Consider the following 21,224-nt stretch of genomic DNA (forward strand, 5'->3'; position numbering starts at 1 on the left):
TGACCCAACCACAGAGGCGCAGAGGAACAAAAGGCCATATTCCCTGCCTCAACTCACCCCCCATAATTCAGCGAAGAGCCAAAAAAGAAGAGCAGAGTTCGATACCCATGAGCCTTTAAAAGGCATACATCGATTATGGACGTAGATATATGCTCTGCAAGATGCATGCCAGCCTCGCAAAGATGGAGTGTTGGTATCGACTCCGCACTGGTACTCTGCCATCATATTATAAATTGTTTTCGTAATACAAAATTTTAAGATTTCTATTACTATTGCATGAGATAAATGTAAATATTATATATAAAAGCAGCTTCTTGTTTGTGTGTTAATATATAATAAATAAATAGTATAAAATCATATTTTAGAAGAGTTTATATGTTATTAATGTTACTACTTATCTGGTGATTAATACGAGAGCAACATTAGCACTGTTCCTGCTCCTCATTGGAGCAGTGACCATGAACGCCAGCGCCCACGGTGTATGGGCTGAAGTGAAGGACTTGGTAGAGGTCGGCGAGAGCCAGGACGCCTATGTGTTCTACGGACATGCCAATGACCCGGCAGGTTTTGCTCTTCCGGCTATGGAATCCTCCTATCTCATGACCCCTGACGGCCAGAAGATCACGTTGAATACGAACAAAGTCGAAGGGGAATGGGTTCCTGGATACGGCTGGACAGGAGACTTTGGCGTCAGCCCAGTCGTCGCCTACTGGCCGGGCAACTACGTCTATGTCGCACCCCGCGCCCCCTCCTACAGCAACAAAACCCTTCGCCTGACCTACAGCGCCGCTGAGGCCGTCATTAATGCCGGCAACGATAGCTCCGCCAGCTTCAAGTCCGGCCTGCCGATGGAGATATCATCCCAAAAGCCTCTCTATCAGATCAAGAACAAGGAGAACGTAACCTTCACCGTTAAGTATCTGGATCAGCAGGTCAATGCTACTTATTCCGCTTATCCGCAGATGACTGCTACCAAGGTGCAGAAAGGATTCACCAATGATAAGGACTCCTTCGTCATCAACTTCAACCAGACCGGCATGTGGGTTGTCAACTGCTACTATGATGTGATCGGCGATGGCGAGTGGACCGCAACCTACGACTCCAGCAGCAATATATTCAAGACCGGAGACGCAGTGCCATTCAACACCACCAGATACTCCACTATCCTCTCAGTCTGGGTCAGGAAGTAGTCGAGGATAGCCATTCCTTTTTTTAGGTGATCAGCTTGAGATTGCTCGTTTTATTGATATTGCTTTTGACATTGATGGCCGGTAGCATGGCCGCCTCCGGGCATAGGATGTTCGTGGGCCAGAGCCTGACCTTGGGGATTTCTGCGATCTATGACGATGGCGAGCCGGCAGCAGACGCATCGGTTCAGGTCTTCCTTAACGGTGCGCTTTATTCCCAAAATCAGACCGATTCCACTGGATTCTTCCGCATGGCCCTGCCAGGAACGGGAGCTGGAGACTGGATGTTTGTGATATCCGGGGATGGACACGATGAGGTGATCCAATTCAGCATAAAGGAGAGCTAGACAACCTCAGCGGTATGACATGCTGCAATATTTAAATATTTAACACACATTATTACTAATAGAAAAGTATTTAACAAAAGAGGCTGATAAGGATTGGTGAATTCCATGAAGAAGGCTTTGTTTGTGTTACTGCTCCTCATTGGAGCAGCGACCATGAATGCAAGCGGCCACAGTGTGTGGCTGGAATCGCGGGATCAGGCGGATGTAGGAGATAGCGATAGGCTGTATGCTCTCTACGGCCATCTTGATGATGTAACCGGCATAACCTCTCCTGCAATTGAATCTGCCTTTTTGCTGGCTCCAGATGGTCAGAAAACGGACCTGGATATGAATACCGGAGATTGGCTTCCCGGATATGGCTGGATAGGCTATGCTTACAGCGATATGACCTATTCCTCGCCGGGCGACTACCTCTTCGCTATCGCTCGGACTCCATCGGTCTATGATCCCTCCTGGCATGGCAGCGGCCCCAGCAATCCCAGGCTCGGCTATAGCGTTGCCAAAATGGCGATCAATGTAGGGAACGAGAGCAACAAAACCAGCTGGGATACCGGATTAGCATTTGACATAAATCCCGATAAAGCGCCCTATGCAATACATGCGGGAGAGAACGTGACCTTCCTGGCTAAATACAACGGCCAGCCTGTGAACGCCACCTTCTCTGCCTTCCCCAACAATGCCATGGCCCTCACTCAGACCGGATCCACTGGAAGTGACGGCTCATTTATGGTCAATTTCAGCCAGGGAGGATTATGGCAGGTCAGCGCCAGCTATGATATCAACGAGCCCGCAACCTGGACGGCAACAATGGAGAGTGCCGGCCACTACAAGGTTGGTGATATGGTCCCATACAACACAACCAGATACAGCACCTATATGATGGTGTATGTGAGGAAGTGAGCCCTTCGGATTTTTCATTTTTTTTCCCACAAAAAATATGATTTAATTCTAATATGGAAAGGTTTTTTAACACTAAGGCATATCTGTATATGTGATACTATGAGGACGATTGCTTTGTTGATACTGTTGGGATTGATGATATCCTCAGCAGCAGCTCATTCTCTCTATGCTGAGTTTCCCCAAGACACAGGCCCCGACTCCCAGACCGAATTCTGGATCGCTTATGGCCACGGAGGATCTGCTGATTCCCAGATTGAATCGTTGCCTCTGGCCCGCCTGATCTCTCCAGACGGCAGCGAGAGCGAGCTATTTTTTGAGCCCTATCAGGATGGGCTCAAGGGATCTGTTGCTTTCGATGATCCTGGCTGCTATATATTGGACCTGCAGATGGATACAACCTTATTTGATCCCGCCTCGTTTGGAGCAGCGGGCAAAAAGAGCCTGGTGGAGAAGTACGGCCGGGTCCTCATGCCATACCAGTCGGGCGAGGGCTATGACTGGTCCAGCGGAAAAGGCCTGGAGATCGTGCCCGAAGCCGATCCCTATCAGCTCAAATCAGGTGAAGACTTCCGGGCCCGTGTGCTCTACGACGGCAAGCCAGTGCCTGGCAGCTACAGCGCAATCATCACCCGCTCTCCTGAGGATGTCCTGGTGGTCCAGCATGCCCAGGAGAGCGAGATCTCCGGAGAGAGCGAGGACGGCATCATCAGCTTTGCCACTGGAAGAGCGGGATTATGGGTGCTGGCATTTGAGGCCACCATAGATGAAAGTGGAACCTGGACTGCAGTTAAGGACGATCCATCTGAAAACTACAAGAAAGGAGACCAGATCGAGTACGAAGAGGTTGCTCCCACCGCATACCTCACCTTCTGGGTGAACGATTGAGGCGATAGATGGTCCATATATCAGATGGCGTACTGCCCCTGGCCATGCTGGCGGCAGGATTCCTCTTCACTCTTATCTTGCTTGTTTTCTCTATGAGAAACATTCGGATAGAGGAGATTCCCAAGGTCTCATTGATCACTGCAGCGCTGTTCGTGGCCAGCCTGGTCCACTTCCCCATAGGCCCAACATCGGTGCACCTGATCATGAACGGTCTCGCTGGCATACTGCTGGGACGAAGGGCCTTTATCGGCGTTTTTGTGGCCCTTACTCTGCAGGCGGTCTTCTTTCAGCACGGAGGCCTGTCCGTGTTGGGGGTCAATGCATTTAATATAGGCGTTCCAGCTCTGCTCGCCTGGCAGCTATTTGAGAAGAGAAGAGGCCTGGAGTCACCCCATCTGGAGGCGGTCTTCGGAGCTCTGGCCGGGGGGCTGGCAGTGCTGACTTCAGTGCTACTGGTCTCCCTGGAGCTATTGGCTCTGGGTGAGGCATTCAACGAGATATCGCTCCTGGTGATAGGCGCTCACCTGCCGGTGATAATCATAGAGGCCCTGGTTGTGGGAGCAGCAGCAGGATTTCTCCTGAAGGTCAAGCCAGAAATGCTTGCGGATAGCAGCAGTAAGATTATGGAGGTAAATTGATATGAGGTGGATACTAGCTGTGATTATTGCCGCCCTGCTCCTGGCAGGAGCGGCCAGTGCTCACAGGATGTTTGTGGGCCAGCAGATAACCCTGGACCTTTTCGTCTTCTATGACGATGGCAGCCCGGCAGCCAATGCTGAGGTGAAGCTCTATCAGGAGGGAGCTCTTTTTGCCGAAAACGTCACCGATGCAACAGGGAGGTTTACCTTCACTCTTCCGGGAAAAGGAACGGGAGACTGGAGCTATGAGGTCGAGGGAGGAGGACATACTGAGAAGGGATCCATTATCATCAATAATACCCTCGCAAAAAGCAGGTGATGGCATGAAGGCTCGATTAGTCCTGATTCTCCTTCTTTTCCTTTTGACCTTAAATACTTCTTGCGGCCATAGGATGATGATGGGCTATCAGGTAAACGAGATTCAGGTGACCGCCCTATATGACGATGGAACCCCCGCAGGAGGAGTAGAGATCGAGGTTCAAAGCGACGGCAAGACCATAGAAAAAGGGGTGACGGACGATGAGGGTGCCTATGTCCTCCGCCCCAGCAAGGGAACTGGAGATCTCAGGTTTGTGAGCTACTCTGCCGGACATAAGGCAGAGCTGGAGCTTGACCTGGAGCAGAAGGAAGCGGAAGAGCAGATCTCACGGCCACTCCGAGCAGCGGCAGGCCTTGGCTATCTGCTGGGGATCGCAGGATTGTCAATGATCTTCATATCCAGAAAGAGAAGCCAGAAGAAAGCATGAGCATCTTCGACCCGGAAAGGTACTCTGACCTCGATTCTCCCTTGCACCGCTGGGAGACGCGAGCCAAACTCATATCCCTTTTTATGCTGCTCATCTCCATTGTAATTGCGGGAGGGATCGGTCAGGCCCTGGCTGGGCTGATAGTATCGATGCTGTTGGTCCTTATATCTGGGCTTCCTTTGAGTCATGTCCTGAGATTCATGAAGTGGCCTTTCCTATTCCTTCTCCCCTTGCTGGTCATCCTTCCCATCACCGCTGGAGGGGATAACCTGTTTAGCTACCATATTCTGACTGTCAGCCGTCAGGGTCTGCAACTCGGAGTGCTGTTCATGATCAGGGGAATTGCCGCCGCCCTGCTTGCCCTGATTATGGTGGGAACAGCTCCATTCAATGTGAACATCAATGCCCTGAGGAGCCTTGGCATGCCCGGCCCTCTCACTCAGATCTTCCTATTCGCCTATCGCTATATCTTCCTCTTCTACGATGATCTGCAGACCATGAGAAGGTCTCTTGCCTCCAAGGGATTTGAGATGAGGTCATCTGCCAGATCCGCTCGCATCCTTGCGGTGTCTGTGGCAATGCTTCTCATCAGGAGCTATGAACGATCGGAGGATGTCTTCAATGCCATGCTCTCTCGTGGCTACCAGGGAAGATTGCCCTCTGGCCAGAAGATGATGATCAAAGGCGATGATCTGCTCAAGGGCTTTTTGGTCATCGCTGCAGCTCTCATTATACAATACGTCTAATGACTCTCATTTGATCGGCGATATTGGCAGGTATTACGATGAATCAAAAAATGGCCATAGAGGTTGAGAACCTCAGCTACAGCTACTCTGATGGAACGCGTGCCCTGAATCAAGTCAGCTTCTCCCTGGCAGAAGGTGAATCCTTGGCGATTCTCGGGCCCAATGGAGCAGGCAAGTCCACATTGCTGCTTCACTTGAATGGACTATTGAGGGGGCAGGGAAAGGTCAGGATCAGGAATAAAGAGATAGGCGATGAGAGCCTGAGATGGGTTCGAAGCCAGGTGGGAATGGTCTTTCAGGACCCGGATGATCAGCTCTTCATGTCCCGTCTGGAGGAGGATGTGGCCTTCGGTCCGACGAATATGGAATTATCCCAAAAGGAGGTGGACGAGAGAGTGCAGTGGGCACTGAAATGCGTTGGCCTTTCCGACCAGGCGGCAAAGGTGCCTCATCACCTGAGCTTCGGCCAGAGGAAGAGAGCCGCTTTTGCCACCGTCCTGTCCATGAGGCCACCGGTGTTGGTCCTGGATGAGCCCACCTCGAACCTGGATCCCCGTTCCAGGATGGAGATGGTCTCCCTTATCCGAGAGCAGCAGAGGAATGGGACGGCCATTATCACCGCCACCCATGATGTAAACCTTGTACCCCTGCTGGCGGACAGGGTTCTTCTCCTCAATAGGAGCATTGTGGCAGAGGGCAGTGTTCATCAGATCATGAGCAGGAGGGATTTGATGGATGATCTGGGCCTGGAGATGCCCATCCTTGCTGATCTATTCGAGACTCTGCAGGAGGAGGGCCTGTATTCCGGTGCCATTCCCTTTAAAAAAGGTGAGGCCATTGGGACTATAAGAGAGATGCTCCATCGATGAGATAGGCAGCAGACCTCGGATACGATCTTCATGGGCCAGGGCATCCCATCTTACTGGCCCAAAAAACCCCGCCCCGCTCCCCACAAGCACGGCGGCCTGACCGGAGAGCTATGATGAAGTGTGGAGGAGTGGGGCAAATCTGAGCAGGCTTCCATTAGGAATAGGAAACGCAGATACCAAAGCTGGTTGTTACTCAAGGCGTCTTCTCGCTCATCCATGTCCTTATTTTATCAGAATTGATTTGCATCTCCTTTGCCAGAAGCGTCATGTTATTGTATACAGCCGAGGATTGACTGAAGATGACTGCCGTCTCATTATGCAATAAATAAGTGCGGTTTTGGCTCTCGATTGCCTGACCAGCGCTTTTTGCAGATGCATTGGCATAATCTCTGGCTTGCTCCATCATAGACTCTGTCCGGCTCGCATTTCCTTCTACCTCCTTAGAGAGTGCCAGCGTCTTTCTGCAAGCCTCATCAGTCATATTGAACAGGCCTCCTGCCCGAACGGCATTTGTGGCAGAGACATCTGCCCAGGATTCTGCTTTTACCAGTTGGGATTGGATATTTTTCTCCGCCTCGTTCATCTCCGCCAACAAGGATTTTGCCTCGCCATATGCCGCTTTTGCTTCATCTCTGGCAGATAAAGACTCATTTCTGGCAGCTACAGACTCGTCTTTGGCTCTAGCAGCCTCATCCATTAAGTTCTTAGCTTGAGTGATCATAATATTAGGGCTCAGGGCCATTGGCTGGGGAATGCTGGGCGCTACGAAACCGGACCTGGTAAACTGGTAGTTCTGGCCGGGCACCCTTGCACCCGCATCGAGATTTATGACCTGGTCTCTGATTCCGCTTCCCAGATAGATGCAATCCGATCCAACAGACGGCCAGGACAGTACGAGGAGCATCAGAATTGATACCGCGATTTTGCTATTCATGCAAGCTATCACTCCAATTTTGCTAGGTTTTTCTTTTTGCCTCTCCTCCTGACGAACCACGCATTGAGGAACCAGACCAGGAGAGGATGGTCTTTGAGGAAGAGTCCGGCCTGGCAACTCTGGCCGGAGCCCAACGACAGATAGACGACGGTAAAGGAGGTCAATGTGCTTTGTCGCTATTCGGTGAGTTAAGATAATACTAGTTAATAAACTTTTTGTTTTTAGTAGCAATAAGAGGGATATTTCGGATTCTGATTGGAATTGATTTCTCTGGATGGCGGTACAGGCCTCTCAAGAAAGAAAGACCAGGGAGAATGGCATAAGCCACCAAAAAAGAGAAAAGGAGGACCAGCAAATAGTCCACTGGATCAAAAGTCGGTTCTCAGGACCACGGTCGCCCTGTAGACAGGACCTACATACGACTTCTCATTGGAGGCCTCACCTCTGGGTGCGTCCCTCACCTCTACCACCCTGGTGTCCATGAGCGTATCGGCAACAACCACCCACTCGCTCAGCTCATCTGTGCTGGACAGATTGAGCATCGCCTTTCCCTCTGCATCGGTCGTGCCTCTTATCTTCGTATCATCGCCAACCTTCTGAGCGATCAGTTCCAGGTCGCTGAAAGGCTGGCCCTGATATAAAACCTGGAACTCGAAGTCGCCATTGCCCACTTCTGTGATATTGGTGAGGGGAATGATCTCCAGGATCTGTCCCACTGGCTTTGAGGCTATGGAGTAATCAGATTCTGGACCGGCAATGAATGATTTGCCATAGGTGTGGAGGGGATAAGACCTCTCGACATACCAGTCCTTGGCCCAGCCGGTCTTGTTGATGGCGTCAAAGTCGATCTCATCTACTATTCCCGCCTCCCAGTATCCAATCGCCGGGGGATTGGTGATGATGTGAGTCCAGGCTCCACCGCCGTTATAGGAGGTTATGACATACAATCCCGGATGCTCAACGTCGAAGCTGAATATGGGCCAGTTGCCCATGGTATCGCTCTTCTCATTGAGGATATGATCGATCACGCCGCCATCCTGTCTGATTACGGTCAGGTTGGTCAATCCCTCCGGCATCTCTGTGGAGGAGGTATTATGACCGGCGGCCACAGGGAGCATGGCTGTATCTCCTAAATTCGCAAAGCCGGATATGGGCCTGACGAAAATCTGATGCGCATCCACCGCAGCCGAGGAAAATAGCATTAGCAGCACAGCTATCAGCAATAGTCTTCTCATATATTGTACACCGATCTGATTTAGCGCTTCACTATACTTAAGCTTTGCTACAAATTCCAAAAAACCTCATCTTAAGTCATATTAAATATCTATATGGTGAACGCCCCCCACCCTAAACACTCATGGGCCTCAGGACTGGAGCCATACGAGGCAAATAAAAAGCAAGATCTATCGACATCTTAATCTTGTTTTCATGGAAAAGACGGGGGCTTCCCGCTTCGTCCTTCGCAACCCTACAGGTTAAATGGCTCCTCGCTATGTGGTATGGGTGAACATAAATCGGAAAAACTCTATGTCTCCGTGCCTTCTGTGGTGAACCGCTATGCTCTGACTCAACCACAGAGGCGCAGAGGAACAGAGGTTATAATCTCTGCCGGGCCTGATCCACATAATTCAGCGAAGAGCCGGTTAAATAGATTCCCTGAATCCTGTTTAAGATTCTCTTAAATTATCAGGAAAAGCAAACTAAACTACTGCATTAAAAAAAAAAGAGCGATTGCGCTCGCTCTATGCCAATTAAGCTGCGTTCAGCCACCTGTCTATTCCAATGGCCCAAGCAATATCGTTGTCGGAACTGCTCCAATACTCGCTGTTGATCTTCTTCTGGTATTCCTTTAAAGCAGCCTTATTGTCCAGGCCGGCTTGCGGGCCCATGCTGGTCTTGGGTACGCCGAAGATGGATGCCAGATAATCTCCGCCAGCCTCTCCTGCCAAGTAGCCTGTATCTACTATTGTCGGGGTAGTACCCAATGCATCTATCATCACTGTATTGCTAGCTGCCCCATCCATAATGAAGGAGACCTGATAGCTTCCAGGTGCATCAGCATATAGCTGAAGCTGGCTGGTGGGGAAGAGGAGGCAGTTGAAATCATATCTCTGCCCGTTGGGATGGTAGACGACAAAGGTTCCCTGACCTTCCTTGGTAGAGATGGCCAACAGATTCACCAATGAGCCCTGGGGTACAATGGCATATTGTGACCAGCTCGTTGCTCCAGCAATCCATAGGGAATTGCTGACTGCTGCGGGTTGATATGCAGAGTAGTCAACCTTCTGCATCGCTGTGCCTAAATAGACATATGCAGGTGCATTGCTCGTCAGATCAACCTGCACGGGAACTGTGAGCAGAGAGGTTGGCACAGATCCCATAATCGATCCATAGTATTCATTGAATGGGGCTGAGTTATCAAAATTGGCCAATGTGCCGCCTTGTTGGCTGTTTAATGCCACAGCTTCCGCTCCATTAGCTCCAGACATAAATGCAAATAGAATAAATGTCATTAAGGCCGAAGATAGCCAGTCAATTTTCATATTTCATCCTCCAAAGATTGATTACAGCTGGTACAATTAATTCCAAGTATATCTATTTTGCCTAATATTGCCAGGTATTAGAATAGTTAAACCTATGATATTTATATGCTTTTCGCTATTAAATACTTAAATAATTTTTTAATTAACAAATACATTAAAATGCATGGGGCAAATTTTCCGGGAGGGAGCATGAGATGCTCATCAATTGCTGCCGCTGGCAAGATTGATCGGTGCCAGCCCTCCCTTATCATGAAATATCTGCAATTGAAGGGGAATTAGAATGATTTTCTGCAGGACGAGAACGATGGCAAAAGTGATAGCGGGGAGTAGATTTGAACTACTGGTCTACGGGTTATGAGCCCGTCGGGATATCCTGACTACCCTACCCCGCTTCATATGGGACATACTCAGTGATTTATACTTGCTTATAAGGCTTGCGTATAGAAGCCATCGCCATTTGCCTGGATAGGCCCATATGGAGGATCGTCCTGCCCTCACTTCTCTTGAATTGTCCTCACCTACCGATGCCGTTCAGAATAGGCGAGGATAGATTAGGGGCTGGATTTGCTGTCTGCCACTGGTTGGCAATTATCTGCCTGCCGGGATACGTTAATCTGAGACTCGTTTACTTAATGTATCACCTGTTCAATCATCTTTTATGCTGCTGATGGGCGCAGACGAGGCAGGAAAAGGGCCTGTTATTGGTTCCATGTTCGTCGCTGGACTGGTGATCGATGAGGAGAGGTTTTTTGACCTGGCTGTTCTGGGGGTGAAAGACTCCAAGATGCTCTCGCCAGCGAAGAGGGAGGCTCTGGCAAGGAAGATCACCACCATTGCTACCGATCAATACATTCTAGAGGTCAGGGCGGAGGTGATCGACGAACTGCGCCTGGTTATGACCATGAATGATATCATGGTGAGAAGCTTCTCCCAGGTGGTGGGACGACTGCATGCCGATAGGGCGATTCTCGATGCCGCTGATGTTAATGCGGAGAGGTTTGCCCAGGCAGTTCGCAATCATTCAAAAACCAGCATGGATCTGATCGCAGAGCATAAGGCAGACCAGAGGCATCATGTAGTCTCTGCCGCCTCAATTCTGGCCAAGGTACGCAGGGACCGGTCCATGCGGGAGCTGGAGAACGAGATGCACTGCAAGATCGGGAGTGGATATCCTCATGATCGCGATACTATCGCCTTTCTCTCGGAGTGGGTTCGAGAGAATAAAGACCTCCCGCCCTGCGCCAGGCATAGCTGGACAACGGCGCAACGCATCAAAGCTAGTTTTATATAGGCCGCCTGAAATCAAGATGCCTAAGAAGGGATCAAATGGATATAGAGGATACTTTGCTCATGATTCCAGGGCCGGTCAAGGTCGCACCTCGAGTGTTGCGCGCCATGTCCAAGCCCATGATCAGCCATAGAAGCGGCGAGTTCGGAGCCATTTACAGCGAGTGCGCCGAACTGCTCAAGGAGTTCTTCCAGACCAAGAACCAGATCGCGATAATGACCGGCAGCGGAACGCTGGGCATGGATGCGGCCGTAGCAGGCATCATCGGTCATGAGGATAAGATAGTCACCATATCCAATGGCAAGTTCGGCGAGCGATTCACTGAGATCGGCGAGCGATATGGCAAGTGCGTGCCCGTGAAGTTCGACTGGGGCATGCCATTTGATCTGGATAGAGTCGAGGCTGCCCTGGAAGAGGGGGCCAAAGCGGTAGCCATGGTCCATAATGAGACCTCAGTAGGCCTGACCAACCCCGCGAAAGAGGTGGGAAGGCTGGCGAAGAAGTACGATGCGGTGTTCATAGTAGACGGCATATCCTCCATCGGCGGCAATGAGTTCCTCACCGATGAGTGGAACATTGACATCGCCATCACCGGCTCGCAGAAGGCTCTGGCTGTGCCCCCGGGCCTGGCGGTGGTATCCGTCTCCCCCAGGGCAGAGGAGAGGTTCCTTGCCCAGAGCGCAAGCTACTATGCCGACCTGAAGGCCCATCTGAAGAGCGCGAGAAAGAGCCCGGCTCAAACTCCGTTCACCCCAGCAGTGCCACTGTTCTTCGCCATGCAGGAGGCCTTGCATATGGCGGCGGAGGAGGGATTTGCCGCCCGGAGAGAGAGAGCAGCAAAACAGGCGGAATCGGTTCGATCTGCGGCCAAGGCGCTGGGGATAGAGCTCTTCCCCCAGACCAATGAAAACTCTCATTACTCCAATACAGTGACCGCTATGAAGATGCCTGAGGGCGTGAGCGATGACAAGCTGCGCGGCGGCATGAAGAAGAAAGGAGTCATCGTCTCCGGAGGCCAAGAGCAGCTAAAGGGCAAGATCTTCCGCATCGGTACCATGGGAGTCTGCTCTAGCGGCGACCTCTTGAGGACTATTCAGACCCTGGAGCTGATCCTGCTCAAAGAGGGCAATATCCACTCCTGCGGCGTAGGAGTGGAGGCGATGAGCAGAGTGCTGGACAGCTGATTGCTCTGCACTAAAATTTTTTTTGGTCGAAGATCAAGGCCTACCACAAGGATATTAGCCTGCCAATTCGTGCTCTGGCAGATAGAGCTATCACTTCCTGGGCCATTATCAGATATCTTGAAGAGAAAAGCATACTTCTACCATCTGGCAGAGAAAACGGGAAGCATAGCACGAAAGCGATTTCCCGGATCTGGATCCACATGAGCTGCTTGCGGAATCCTGGGTGGCCATTCATTAACAATGCTTGAGAGCAGAGGACCTGAAGCTCATGGCTGAAGAAGGCCAAAGTGATCTGATCTCCCTTCAGAAACCTTCTCCTCTAGGGCAAGGATTGGGGAGATCAGGCAAAATCTATTCAGACCATTTCAAAGCATTTAAATAATGACGCGTGGAAACCATCGATGTACATCAGACAGCATCTCAGCACAACGATGGAGTGCGCTAGCATAAAGATGGAGTGTCCCAGATGAAGATCAAGTACTTGCTCGACGAGGAAGAGATACCCAAAAAGTGGTACAACGTAGCCGCAGATATGCCAACGCCCTTGAAACCGCCTTTGAATCCAGGAACGCTCAAGCCGCTGACTGCCCAGGATATGGAAGCGATCTTTCCCAAAGCGCTTATCCAGCAGGAGATGAGCACTGAGCGCTGGATAGATATCCCAGAGGAGGTACGCGAGATCCTCAAGCTATGGAGGCCCACTCCGCTTTATCGGGCCGCTTCCCTGGAGAAGGCGCTCAAGACCCCTGCAAAGATATACTATAAATATGAGGGTGTGAGCCCCGCCGGTAGCCATAAGCCAAATACCGCTATCCCTCAGGCCTACTACAATATGAAGGAGGGAATAGAGAGGCTGGCGACGGAGACCGGAGCCGGGCAGTGGGGCTCGGCCCTAAGCCTGGCCACCTGTTTATTCGGCCTGCAGTGCACAGTCTATATGGTCAGATCAAGCTTCGATAGCAAGCCCTACCGCAAGAGCGCCATGCGAGTCTGGGGCGCTGAATGCCTATCTAGCCCCTCGGACCGGACGAACTTCGGCCGGCAGATTAGGGAAAAGATGCCTGACACGCCGGGAAGCCTGGGAATAGCCATATCTGAGGCGGTGGAGGATGCAGCAAGCCATGATAACACCAACTATTCATTGGGATCGGTCCTAAACCATGTCCTGCTCCACCAGACCATCGAGGGCCAGGAGCTGAAAAAGCAGTTCGATATGACTGAGGACTATCCCGATGTGATGTTCGGCTGCTGCGGTGGAGGGAGCAACTTCCCAGGAATGGTCTTCCCCTTCATTCCCGATAAACTAAAGGACAAAAAGGACCTGAGAATGGTAGCCTGCGAGCCCACAGCCTGCCCTACCCTTACGGAAGGTCTCTTTGCTTATGACTACGGCGATACCGCAGGCATGGCGCCGGTGATCATGATGTACACCCTGGGCCATGATTTCATTCCACCGGGCATTCACGCAGGCGGCCTGCGCTACCATGGAGATGCACCACTGCTCAGCAATCTGGTGCACGACGGCCTGATCGAGGCCACTGCTCTGCAGCAGACTGAGGTCTTCGAGGCGGCCACCCTCTTCGCCCGCACTGAGGGCATAATCCCCGCCCCAGAATCTGCCCATGCTATCAAGCCGGCCATAGACGAGGCCCTTAACTGCAGGAAGACCGGAGAAGAGAAGGTCATCTTCATCTCCCTGAGCGGCCACGGCCACTTCGATCTGTCATCCTATGATGCCTATAACGATGGCAAGCTGGTGGACTATGTATATCCCGCCGAATTGGTCAAGCAGTCCCTGGCCAAGCTGCCTAAACCCTGATCCAAAGAAGGAAAAAGCGCGAAGAAGCAAGATTGAGCAAGAATTGAGAGGAAGAGCAAGACATAATGGCAGCCGGTAAAGGGCGCATTGGCTTTCTGGTCAATCCCATTGCCGGCATGGGCGGGCCGGTAGGCCTCAAAGGGACGGACGGGCTGGCAGAGGAGGCAATAGCTATGGGAGCTAGGCCTAGGGCGATGGAGAGGGCCAGAGCGTGCCTTGATCTCCTTTCCAAAGAGAGGGATGCCATTCTCTTTTTTACTGCCAGCGGCTCTATGGGCGAAAGCTGTCTAGAAGAGTGCGGCCTGGACTATAAGGTGGTATATTCCGCTTTGCCCGTCACCAGCTCCAGGGACACCATCAGGACTTGCCAGGCTTTTTTGGATGAGGGGGTGGATCTCATTTTATTTTGTGGCGGCGATGGCACCGCCCGGGACGTGGCGGGAATAGCAGGCAGCACCCCGATACTTGCAATTCCAGCTGGTGTAAAGATGCATTCCGGGGTATTTGCCGCCAGCCCACAGGCAGCAGCTGATTTGGTGATACGATTTCTAAATGGAGAGCTGAATCTAAGGGATACGGAGATCGTGGATGTGGACGAGGAGCTCTATCGTGCAGGGATTCTCCAGACAAAGCTGTATGCTCTGGCCAAGACTCCCTACCTCCCCGTTCTGGTAGCGGAGCGAAAAAGGATCTATAGCTCAGACCAGGAGGATGAGTTCAAAGATCAGATCGCCTTATTCGCCAGCGAGTTCATGAGAGATGGCTCAGCTTATATAATCGGAGCAGGAACCACTACCAGCCGGATAGCGGATATCCTTGGTCTGGAGAAGACCCTTCTGGGGGTGGATGTGGTCAAGGACGGAAGGCTGATGATCACGGATGCTTCTGAGCAGGACCTTCTGGAGCTGCTTGACCGAGAGACCAGGGTCATGATCATCATCTCTCCCATAGGAGCGCAGGGTTTCATACTGGGCAGAGGAAATCAGCAGCTGAGCGCTGAGGTGATCCGCAGGGTGGGCATAGATAAGCTGATAATCATCTCCACCCCTCATAAGCTGGCTGAGATACCCTATCTCTTGGTGGATACAGGAGACGAGGATCTGGATGAATCTCTGGCCGGAATGAGGCAGGTGGTGACTGGCTATAGAATTGCTCAGATGAAGGATACCCTAGCAGCTTCCAGACTGTAGAGTGATATGGTTAACTCGCGCTGGTGAAGTGCTCCCAGGCCTGAATTATATACTCACCATAGAGTAGCCAGATCAGCACAAATATCCCAAAAATAACGTAGAGGTTGGTGATATACACCAACCACTGCAGAAGACGCATCTTCTTCTCAGGCGTCCCAAACCAGTCTTCAGATTTTCGCTCAAACCAGTTGCCCATTGCTTCAGGTTTACGCATCAGCCATGGCAGCGGCTGCAATCTCCGCTTCCTTCTTGGCCAGTTCTGCTGCGGCTTTCCTCTCGGACTTGCCCTTGAGCATCTTCATCTTGACCAGATTGTCCCTTTCCATCTCCTCCAGGGCCATGGAGATGAACTTGATGGTTAGCTTGAGGTCAGGAACCACCTTGAACTCCAGAGCATTGACACGCCTCTTAGTGCTATCGATATCCTCGACGAGCCTTATCATGGCGGTCTCTACCTCTGCAGCCAGGATGATCTTATCCAGCAGGACCTCATAGGCATCCGCAGCTTCATCAATTGCAGCACTGGTCCCAATTACGCCGTAGCCTCGCTCGTACATCTTCTTCTGCACGGCTTCAGCCTCGATCTTGGGAACCACTACGCCCATGATGTTTCGGGACTCGAGCTGGATGGTTGGCTCTTTTTGCAGGGAGTAGGCCACGCTTCCGATGGCAACTGTTCCCTCGATGGCCATGGCCATTTGAAGCCTCTGCTCAGCTATGAGCAGAGCTTCGACCAGCTCTTTCCGGACTGTCTTGGCCTTATTCAGCACCTCGAAGAACTCGATCATGAGGCCGTCTCGCTTCATTTTGAGGAGCGAGTGGCCAGTTTGAGCTACCTTCATTCGTTTCTTGAGAGCGATCAGGACCGCCCTGGTCGGTTTCGTTCCAGGAATTACGGGCATGATCTCACTTCTTCGCCGTGCTTGCGTACTTGGGATGATACTGCTTGATGTATTTGTCGTCAATCCTGGTGAGCATTGCTTCCGGAAGGTCGGCCAGGAGATCCCATCCGATCTGGAGGGTCTCGAATATGGACCTATCCTCATCTCTGCTCTGGTTGACGAATCTTCTCTCGAACTTGTCGGCGAACTCCAGGACCAATTTATCGCGTTCAGAGAGAGCCTCTTTGCCCACGATAGCCGCCAGGCCGCGCAGATCATTGCCCTCTGCATAATAAGCATAGAGCTGATCGGACACTGCTCTGTGATCCTCTCGAGTATGGCCTTTTCCGATACCGGAGTTCATCAGCCGGCTTAAGCTAGGCCTTATGTCAACGGGCGGATAGATGCCCTTTCTGTGCAGCTCTCGGGAGATGAGGATCTGACCCTCGGTGATGTATCCGGACAGGTCCGGAATGGGGTGGGTGATGTCGTCGCCGGGCATGGTCAGGATGGGGAACTGGGTGATGGATCCCTTCTTGCCCTTGATGATCCCTGCTCTCTCGTACTGGCAGGCCAGGTCGGTGTACATGTAACCTGGGTAGCCACGTCGTCCGGGCACCTCTTCACGAGCAGCACCCATCTGTCTGAGCGACTCGCAATAGTTGGTCATGTCGGTGTAGATGATGAGCACGTGCATGTCCAGATCGAATGCCAGGTACTCGGCGGTGGTCAGCCCCAGCCTGGGGGTGAGAATCCTCTCCACAGCCGGGTCATCGGCCAGGTTGAGGAAAACGACTGCTCTCTCCAGAGCGCCAGTTCTCTCGAAGTCAGCCAGGAAGTGCTGAGCCTCTTCGTTGGTGATGCCCATGGCGCAGAAGATAACTGCGAAGGACTCGGCCTCACCAAGGGCCTTGGCTTGCCTGGCGATCTGCAGAGCAAGATCGTTGTGAGGCAGACCAGCGCCCGAGAAGATGGGCAGCTTCTGGCCGCGCACCAGGGTATTTGTGCCATCGATAGTTGAGATGCCCGTCTGGATAAATGCACGAGGCTTCTCACGGGAAGCTGGATTGATGGCAGCTCCTGCAATATCTCTCAATACATCGGGTACGATCTCAGGGCCGCCGTCTCTGGGCTTTCCAGATCCGGACAGAACGCGTCCCACGATGGCGGGAGACAATGGCATCTTGATGACGTCTCCGGTGAAACTGACGGCAGAATCCTTGGACAGACCACCGGTTCCCTCGAATATCTGAATAACCACGATGTCATCAGAGGAATCCAGCACCTGTCCTCTTTTCAGATCTCCGCCAGTTCTGATTTCGACGAGCTCCATGTAGCCCACTGGCTCGGTCTTCTCCACGAAGATGAGTGGTCCGGAGATCTCAGTAATCGTCTTGTATTCCTTTGTCATTTTGAACCCTCCTCACTTCAGCGCCTTAAACTCGGCATCCATCTGAGTCAGAACCTTTGCCAGTATGGGCTCATACTCAGCTTCCAGTCTTACCTTGGCCAGAGCATCCTTGGATGGAACAGATGTGATCTGCCCAACAGGTATGCCTTTCTGGACTGCCTCGAAGGCGTAGTCCCTGTACTTCAGGATGGCTTCCAACAGGTCGAACTGCTTCTTGTAGGGAGAGAAGGTATCAACCGGGTGGAATGCGCTCTGTGCCAGCCAGAAGTTGATGATCATCCTGGCTACTTCCAGTGTGACCTGCTGATCCTCAGGCAGCGCATCGGATCCTACGAGCATCACAATCTCTTCCAGCTCGGCGTTCTCCTGCAGTATAGCCATGGCCCGTCTCTTGTTCTTGTTCCAGTCAGCGCTGACGTTCTCTACGAACCAGGGCTCGAGGTCCAGGTCGTATAGCGAGTAGGAATCCAGCCAGTTGATGGACGGGAAGTGCCTGCGTTGTGTCAGCTTGGAGTCAAGAGCCCAGAATACCTTGACCATTCTCAGTGTGTTCTGAGTAACGGGCTCGGTGAAATCTCCGCCGGCCGGGGACACGGCGCCTACAATGCTAACGGAACCCTGTCCGCCATTTAAAACCTCGGCACGCCCGGCACGCTCATAGAAGTCGGCGAGTCTGGCACCCAGGTATGCGGGATATCCTTCCTCACCAGGCATCTCTTCCAGACGAGAGCCCATCTCTCTCATGGCCTCTGCCCACCGGGAGGTGGAGTCAGCGGTCATCAGCACATCGTAGCCCATATCTCTGTAATACTCTGAGGTGGTCATTCCTGTGTAAACAGAAGCCTCACGAGCAGCCACAGGCATGTTGGAGGTATTGGCGTAAACGATGGACCTCTCCATCAGAGGCCTGCCGGTTCTGGGATCCTGCAGCTCGGGGAACTCATGGAGCAGGTCGGCCATCTCATTGCCACGTTCGCCGCAGCCCACATAGACCACAATGTCGACATCTGCCCACTTGGACAGGGTCTGCTGCATAACCGTCTTTCCGGTTCCGAATCCGCCGGGAATGGCTGCCGTTCCGCCTTTGGCCAGGGAGAAGAATCCGTCTATGACCCTCTGTCCTGTTCTCAGAGGAATGGTGGGTGCCAGTTTTTCTGTAACTGGTCGGGCCTGTCTTACCGGCCACTTATGCATCATGAAGAGCTTGGTTCCGTCATCCAAGACCGCAATGGTCTCATCAACGGTGAAGTTTCCATCATAGATCTCTTTGATGGCACCGCCCTTTAGGTTGGGTGGGACCATGATCTTATGCTTGATAAGAAGTTGCTCTTGGACCTCGCCAATGGCCTGGCCGGGCTTGACCGTATCGCCCTTTTTCACTACGGACTTGAACTCCCACTTCTTCTTGTGGTCGATGCCGTCTACGAACAGACCCCGGCTGATGAAATCTCCCGATGCCTCTGCCAGCTTGGGTAGCGGCCTTTGAATACCGTCGTAAATCTGGGTCAGAATGCCTGGTCCCAGTTGTGCTACGAGAGGAGCGCCTGTCTCCTTGACGGGCTCGCCAGGCCTGACGCCGCCCGTATCCTCGTATACCTGAATGATATGTTTATTGCCGGAAATGCCGATGACCTCGCTCATCAGGCCTTCCTCGCCGACCAATACCAGGTCGTACATGGAAGCCTTCAGGCCAGTGGCCTGAACCAGTGGTCCGGCGACTCGCTTAATTTTCCCTACTTCCATAAATCAACACCTATTGCCCTTTTAATCTTCTCTCTCATCTCTGTGCTCTGCTCGGTTCCGATGGTAATCATGGTAGGCTTGATAGACTCGGATAACTGCTCCTGAAGCCTCTTGGGCAGCTTATTATAATCCGATTGCTTCAACACCAGAATTCCAACACTGGAATCGGCCATGACATCGCCAATCTTTGAGACCATCTCATCTTCCGTGTTGGCAGCATATGACTTCTTGACTCCTGCCAGATTGAACCCGAGGACACTCTCGCTTCCACCTACAAAAGCAATCTCCATTTTAGGCCACCACCACTTGTTCCTCTATGAGTTCAGAGGGGAGTCCAGCTTCCTTGCCCCTAACGATCTTTCTGATGTTGGAAACCTCTGTCTCTTTGCTCACCATATATCCGAGCACCGGCAGGATGGATAGCGGATGATAATTGGAAAGAGCCCATGCATACCGTATGAGATAAGCCTTTAACCTGGCTTCGACTCTGCTAACGGCGTCAAGATCTGATGTTGCGATATCGGATATTGACGACCAGAAGGGGTATCCCTCCAATCCGCGCAGAAACTCGCCAAAAGGCTGACCTGCCATGCGGGACAGCTCATCGTGCAGCTTTCCTCCAGGAATAAGGTTCTCCTGTATTACGGCTGCATCGATGCCTGCTTTGTTCATCCGGAAGAGAGTGATCAGATTCTTGATATCTATCTCCCTGCGAACGTATTTGAGCAGCAGTCCTCCTCCTACCGATAATGTGCCGCCTACAGCGCGTTCCATCCTGAAGTAATAGAGCTTGTCCAGTGCATTCTCCAGAGATGCAAGATTCTTGCCATCGTATTGTGCCAGAGCGCTGGCATAATCGGTGCCATCAAAGGCGGAGATGATATCCTGAATGCTATCCTTCTTCGCCAGCTCCTCGAGGTGCTCTGGGGATAGCTCGCCCGCAGGCACGAGATATTTCATGATCTCTGTGTCGGAGGCTCCCGAGAACTTTCCTCGCAGGAGTGTCTTGATGTTCCAGACATCCCAGCGCCTCAGATACTCCAGAATCAGGAATGATGGCTCGTCTATGGAGACTTCCGCCAGCTTCCTGAAGGTCTTCGCCATATTGTCGAATGTGGCGTGTTCTATCAGATCCACTCCGGAGTAATCCTTGGCGAGCGCGTCGATTTCCTCTTTGTACTGGGTCTCTTCCAGGTATCGTGCGATCTCTGACATCTCCATGTTCATCATGCGGGGATACATCTCCGCAGGAATGAGCTTGGTCTTCATCGCTCTGACTCTGCCCGTGATGTAAGCGTACTTCACCGGTAAACCGAACTTCGGCAAACGTAGTACAGGCATAGTCCTCACCCGAATAGTACCTTGGAAACCTCTTTCATGCGGTTATTAAAGACCTCACGCGCAAGAGTTTCATATGACAAATCGTAACGTAGAGCTCCATCACCGCTCTCAACCACAACGCCGCCGATGATATCCAGGTTCCCGCCGTAATTGGGGGCGAGAGAGGATAGGAAGGCCTCATCTCGCTTGTTGGAGTAGACCTTCATATCCTTGAGATCGTATGGCTCGAGCATCTTCTTAAGCATGGCCTCATTATCCTTCTTGGGAAGATTGGATATCTTCTCAAGGAGCTTCGTCCTTGCTTTCTCCAGGAGATCCTTGTGAACATTAAGCTCCGATCTCTTAACCTCGAGATTGGCGCTGGAGATCTCCCTGCGCTCGATAGCCTCTATGGCGTGTCCGACCTCAGACTCCTTCCTGGATTTGATTTCAGCGGCACGTTCCCTAGCTTCATTGAGTATTCTTGCAGCCTCAAGGTCCGCTTCGCTCGTTATCTGAGCGACCTTGTCCTTACTGGTTGCCAGAACCGACTCAACCACTGCATCTAGTGCCATTGCCTCTCACCCTTTGGA

Annotated in this window: 23 protein-coding genes and 1 tRNA gene; 13 read left to right on the plus strand and 11 right to left on the minus strand. The window is 51.9% G+C overall.

Annotated elements, in window-relative coordinates; genetic code table 11:
• Positions 1-401: 401 nt before the first annotated feature.
• The 9 genes from BP822_RS01640 (at position 402) to BP822_RS01680 (ending at position 6,318) form a co-directional block, all read left to right on the plus strand.
• On the plus strand, positions 402-1,190 hold the full coding sequence (locus BP822_RS01640; protein ID WP_157863789.1) for a DUF4198 domain-containing protein: 789 nt from the start codon (positions 402-404) through the stop codon (positions 1,188-1,190).
• 35 nt (positions 1,191-1,225) lie between these two features.
• The gene (locus tag BP822_RS01645) at positions 1,226-1,534 is read left to right on the plus strand and encodes a hypothetical protein (protein ID WP_157863790.1); all 309 of its coding nucleotides are present in this window, start codon (positions 1,226-1,228) and stop codon (positions 1,532-1,534) included.
• A 105-nt stretch (positions 1,535-1,639) separates the two neighbouring features.
• Complete coding sequence (locus BP822_RS01650; protein WP_157863978.1) at positions 1,640-2,434, plus strand: DUF4198 domain-containing protein; 795 nt, start codon at positions 1,640-1,642, stop codon at positions 2,432-2,434.
• 114 nt (positions 2,435-2,548) lie between these two features.
• The gene (locus tag BP822_RS01655) at positions 2,549-3,319 is read left to right on the plus strand and encodes a DUF4198 domain-containing protein (protein WP_013719963.1); all 771 of its coding nucleotides are present in this window, start codon (positions 2,549-2,551) and stop codon (positions 3,317-3,319) included.
• Between the two features lie 8 nt (positions 3,320-3,327).
• The gene (gene cbiM, locus BP822_RS01660) at positions 3,328-3,957 is read left to right on the plus strand and encodes a cobalt transporter CbiM (RefSeq protein WP_013719964.1); all 630 of its coding nucleotides are present in this window, start codon (positions 3,328-3,330) and stop codon (positions 3,955-3,957) included.
• Position 3,958: 1 nt separating this feature from the next.
• The gene (locus BP822_RS01665) at positions 3,959-4,276 is read left to right on the plus strand and encodes a hypothetical protein (protein ID WP_013719965.1); all 318 of its coding nucleotides are present in this window, start codon (positions 3,959-3,961) and stop codon (positions 4,274-4,276) included.
• Between the two features lie 43 nt (positions 4,277-4,319).
• Complete coding sequence (locus BP822_RS01670) at positions 4,320-4,703, plus strand: hypothetical protein (protein WP_286877581.1); 384 nt, start codon at positions 4,320-4,322, stop codon at positions 4,701-4,703.
• Positions 4,700-5,449 carry a cobalt ECF transporter T component CbiQ gene (cbiQ, locus tag BP822_RS01675; protein WP_013719967.1) on the plus strand — a complete coding sequence of 250 codons (750 nt, stop codon included), beginning with the start codon at positions 4,700-4,702 and terminating at the stop codon, positions 5,447-5,449. The genes BP822_RS01670 and cbiQ overlap by 4 nt, the downstream gene beginning before the upstream one ends.
• A 38-nt stretch (positions 5,450-5,487) precedes the next feature.
• Positions 5,488-6,318: an energy-coupling factor ABC transporter ATP-binding protein gene (locus BP822_RS01680; protein WP_013719968.1), complete on the plus strand. Its 831-nt coding sequence runs from the start codon at positions 5,488-5,490 to the stop codon at positions 6,316-6,318.
• Positions 6,319-6,511: 193 nt separating this feature from the next.
• Here BP822_RS01680 and BP822_RS01685 read toward each other — a convergent pair whose 3' ends face one another.
• The 4 genes from BP822_RS01685 to BP822_RS01700 all read right to left on the minus strand — a co-directional run bounded on the left by BP822_RS01685 (position 6,512) and on the right by BP822_RS01700 (position 10,187).
• Positions 6,512-7,252, minus strand: coding sequence for a hypothetical protein (locus tag BP822_RS01685; protein WP_273270707.1), 741 nt, complete (start codon positions 7,250-7,252; stop codon positions 6,512-6,514).
• 368 nt (positions 7,253-7,620) lie between these two features.
• Positions 7,621-8,487: a DUF4198 domain-containing protein gene (locus tag BP822_RS01690; RefSeq protein ID WP_157863791.1), complete on the minus strand. Its 867-nt coding sequence runs from the start codon at positions 8,485-8,487 to the stop codon at positions 7,621-7,623.
• A 516-nt stretch (positions 8,488-9,003) separates the two neighbouring features.
• Positions 9,004-9,765, minus strand: a complete 762-nt coding sequence (locus BP822_RS01695) for a hypothetical protein (RefSeq protein WP_276621149.1) — start codon at positions 9,763-9,765, stop codon at positions 9,004-9,006.
• A 347-nt stretch (positions 9,766-10,112) separates the two neighbouring features.
• Positions 10,113-10,187 (minus strand) — tRNA-Met (locus BP822_RS01700).
• A gap of 266 nt (positions 10,188-10,453) precedes the next feature.
• Here BP822_RS01700 and rnhB point away from each other — a divergent pair.
• From rnhB to BP822_RS01720, 4 genes are all read left to right on the plus strand, one after another.
• The gene (gene rnhB, locus BP822_RS01705) at positions 10,454-11,086 is read left to right on the plus strand and encodes a ribonuclease HII (RefSeq protein WP_013719972.1); all 633 of its coding nucleotides are present in this window, start codon (positions 10,454-10,456) and stop codon (positions 11,084-11,086) included.
• Between the two features lie 35 nt (positions 11,087-11,121).
• Entirely contained in the window at positions 11,122-12,267 is a 1,146-nt protein-coding gene (locus tag BP822_RS01710) for a pyridoxal-phosphate-dependent aminotransferase family protein (protein WP_013719973.1), read from the plus strand.
• Positions 12,268-12,733: 466 nt separating this feature from the next.
• The gene (locus BP822_RS01715) at positions 12,734-14,086 is read left to right on the plus strand and encodes a TrpB-like pyridoxal phosphate-dependent enzyme (protein ID WP_013719974.1); all 1,353 of its coding nucleotides are present in this window, start codon (positions 12,734-12,736) and stop codon (positions 14,084-14,086) included.
• A 65-nt stretch (positions 14,087-14,151) separates the two neighbouring features.
• A complete protein-coding gene (locus tag BP822_RS01720) occupies positions 14,152-15,276 on the plus strand; it encodes an ATP-NAD kinase family protein (RefSeq protein WP_273271788.1) in 1,125 nt (374 codons plus the stop codon).
• A gap of 10 nt (positions 15,277-15,286) precedes the next feature.
• Here BP822_RS01720 and BP822_RS01725 read toward each other — a convergent pair whose 3' ends face one another.
• The 7 genes from BP822_RS01725 to BP822_RS01755 are packed head-to-tail and all read right to left on the minus strand — an operon-like array spanning position 15,287 to position 21,206.
• The gene (locus BP822_RS01725; RefSeq protein ID WP_048132363.1) at positions 15,287-15,490 is read right to left on the minus strand and encodes a hypothetical protein; all 204 of its coding nucleotides are present in this window, start codon (positions 15,488-15,490) and stop codon (positions 15,287-15,289) included.
• Positions 15,483-16,178 (minus strand): V-type ATP synthase subunit D, encoded by a 696-nt coding sequence (locus BP822_RS01730; RefSeq protein ID WP_013719976.1) that lies wholly within the window; start codon positions 16,176-16,178, stop codon positions 15,483-15,485. The genes BP822_RS01725 and BP822_RS01730 overlap by 8 nt, the downstream gene beginning before the upstream one ends.
• Positions 16,179-16,182: 4 nt before the next feature.
• Positions 16,183-17,568 carry a V-type ATP synthase subunit B gene (locus tag BP822_RS01735; RefSeq protein ID WP_013719977.1) on the minus strand — a complete coding sequence of 462 codons (1,386 nt, stop codon included), beginning with the start codon at positions 17,566-17,568 and terminating at the stop codon, positions 16,183-16,185.
• A gap of 12 nt (positions 17,569-17,580) precedes the next feature.
• Positions 17,581-19,311, minus strand: coding sequence for a V-type ATP synthase subunit A (locus BP822_RS01740; protein WP_013719978.1), 1,731 nt, complete (start codon positions 19,309-19,311; stop codon positions 17,581-17,583).
• Positions 19,302-19,601, minus strand: coding sequence for a V-type ATP synthase subunit F (locus BP822_RS01745; protein ID WP_013719979.1), 300 nt, complete (start codon positions 19,599-19,601; stop codon positions 19,302-19,304). Before BP822_RS01745 ends, BP822_RS01740 begins: the two co-directional genes overlap by 10 nt.
• Before the next feature lies 1 nt (position 19,602).
• Positions 19,603-20,652 (minus strand): V-type ATP synthase subunit C, encoded by a 1,050-nt coding sequence (locus tag BP822_RS01750; RefSeq protein ID WP_048132365.1) that lies wholly within the window; start codon positions 20,650-20,652, stop codon positions 19,603-19,605.
• Positions 20,653-20,657: 5 nt separating this feature from the next.
• A complete protein-coding gene (locus tag BP822_RS01755) occupies positions 20,658-21,206 on the minus strand; it encodes a V-type ATP synthase subunit E (protein ID WP_013719981.1) in 549 nt (182 codons plus the stop codon).
• Positions 21,207-21,224: the final 18 nt, after the last annotated feature.

The sequence above is a fragment of the Methanosaeta sp. UBA458 genome (assembly GCF_002496085.1).
GTDB classification, from domain to species: Archaea; Halobacteriota; Methanosarcinia; order Methanotrichales; family Methanotrichaceae; genus Methanothrix; species Methanothrix soehngenii.

Bases quoted from the DNA above. Each gene is read 5' to 3' on its own strand.
- BP822_RS01650 (WP_157863978.1), top strand. From the start codon at position 1,640: ATGAAGAAGGCTTTGTTTGTGTTACTGCTCCTCATTGGAGCAGCGACC.
- BP822_RS01740 (WP_013719978.1), bottom strand. From the start codon at position 19,311: ATGGAAGTAGGGAAAATTAAGCGAGTCGCCGGACCACTGGTTCAGGCC.
- BP822_RS01695 (WP_276621149.1), bottom strand. From the start codon at position 9,765: ATGACATTTATTCTATTTGCATTTATGTCTGGAGCTAATGGAGCGGAA.
- BP822_RS01690 (WP_157863791.1), bottom strand. From the start codon at position 8,487: ATGAGAAGACTATTGCTGATAGCTGTGCTGCTAATGCTATTTTCCTCG.
- BP822_RS01715 (WP_013719974.1), top strand. From the start codon at position 12,734: ATGAAGATCAAGTACTTGCTCGACGAGGAAGAGATACCCAAAAAGTGG.
- BP822_RS01750 (WP_048132365.1), bottom strand. From the start codon at position 20,652: ATGCCTGTACTACGTTTGCCGAAGTTCGGTTTACCGGTGAAGTACGCT.
- BP822_RS01725 (WP_048132363.1), bottom strand. From the start codon at position 15,490: ATGCGTAAACCTGAAGCAATGGGCAACTGGTTTGAGCGAAAATCTGAA.
- cbiM (WP_013719964.1), top strand. From the start codon at position 3,328: ATGGTCCATATATCAGATGGCGTACTGCCCCTGGCCATGCTGGCGGCA.
- BP822_RS01745 (WP_013719979.1), bottom strand. From the start codon at position 19,601: ATGGAGATTGCTTTTGTAGGTGGAAGCGAGAGTGTCCTCGGGTTCAAT.
- BP822_RS01685 (WP_273270707.1), bottom strand. From the start codon at position 7,252: ATGAATAGCAAAATCGCGGTATCAATTCTGATGCTCCTCGTACTGTCC.
- BP822_RS01680 (WP_013719968.1), top strand. From the start codon at position 5,488: ATGAATCAAAAAATGGCCATAGAGGTTGAGAACCTCAGCTACAGCTAC.
- BP822_RS01720 (WP_273271788.1), top strand. From the start codon at position 14,152: ATGGCAGCCGGTAAAGGGCGCATTGGCTTTCTGGTCAATCCCATTGCC.
- BP822_RS01730 (WP_013719976.1), bottom strand. From the start codon at position 16,178: ATGCCCGTAATTCCTGGAACGAAACCGACCAGGGCGGTCCTGATCGCT.
- BP822_RS01665 (WP_013719965.1), top strand. From the start codon at position 3,959: ATGAGGTGGATACTAGCTGTGATTATTGCCGCCCTGCTCCTGGCAGGA.
- BP822_RS01755 (WP_013719981.1), bottom strand. From the start codon at position 21,206: ATGGCACTAGATGCAGTGGTTGAGTCGGTTCTGGCAACCAGTAAGGAC.
- BP822_RS01710 (WP_013719973.1), top strand. From the start codon at position 11,122: ATGGATATAGAGGATACTTTGCTCATGATTCCAGGGCCGGTCAAGGTC.
- cbiQ (WP_013719967.1), top strand. From the start codon at position 4,700: ATGAGCATCTTCGACCCGGAAAGGTACTCTGACCTCGATTCTCCCTTG.
- BP822_RS01735 (WP_013719977.1), bottom strand. From the start codon at position 17,568: ATGACAAAGGAATACAAGACGATTACTGAGATCTCCGGACCACTCATC.
- rnhB (WP_013719972.1), top strand. From the start codon at position 10,454: ATGCTGCTGATGGGCGCAGACGAGGCAGGAAAAGGGCCTGTTATTGGT.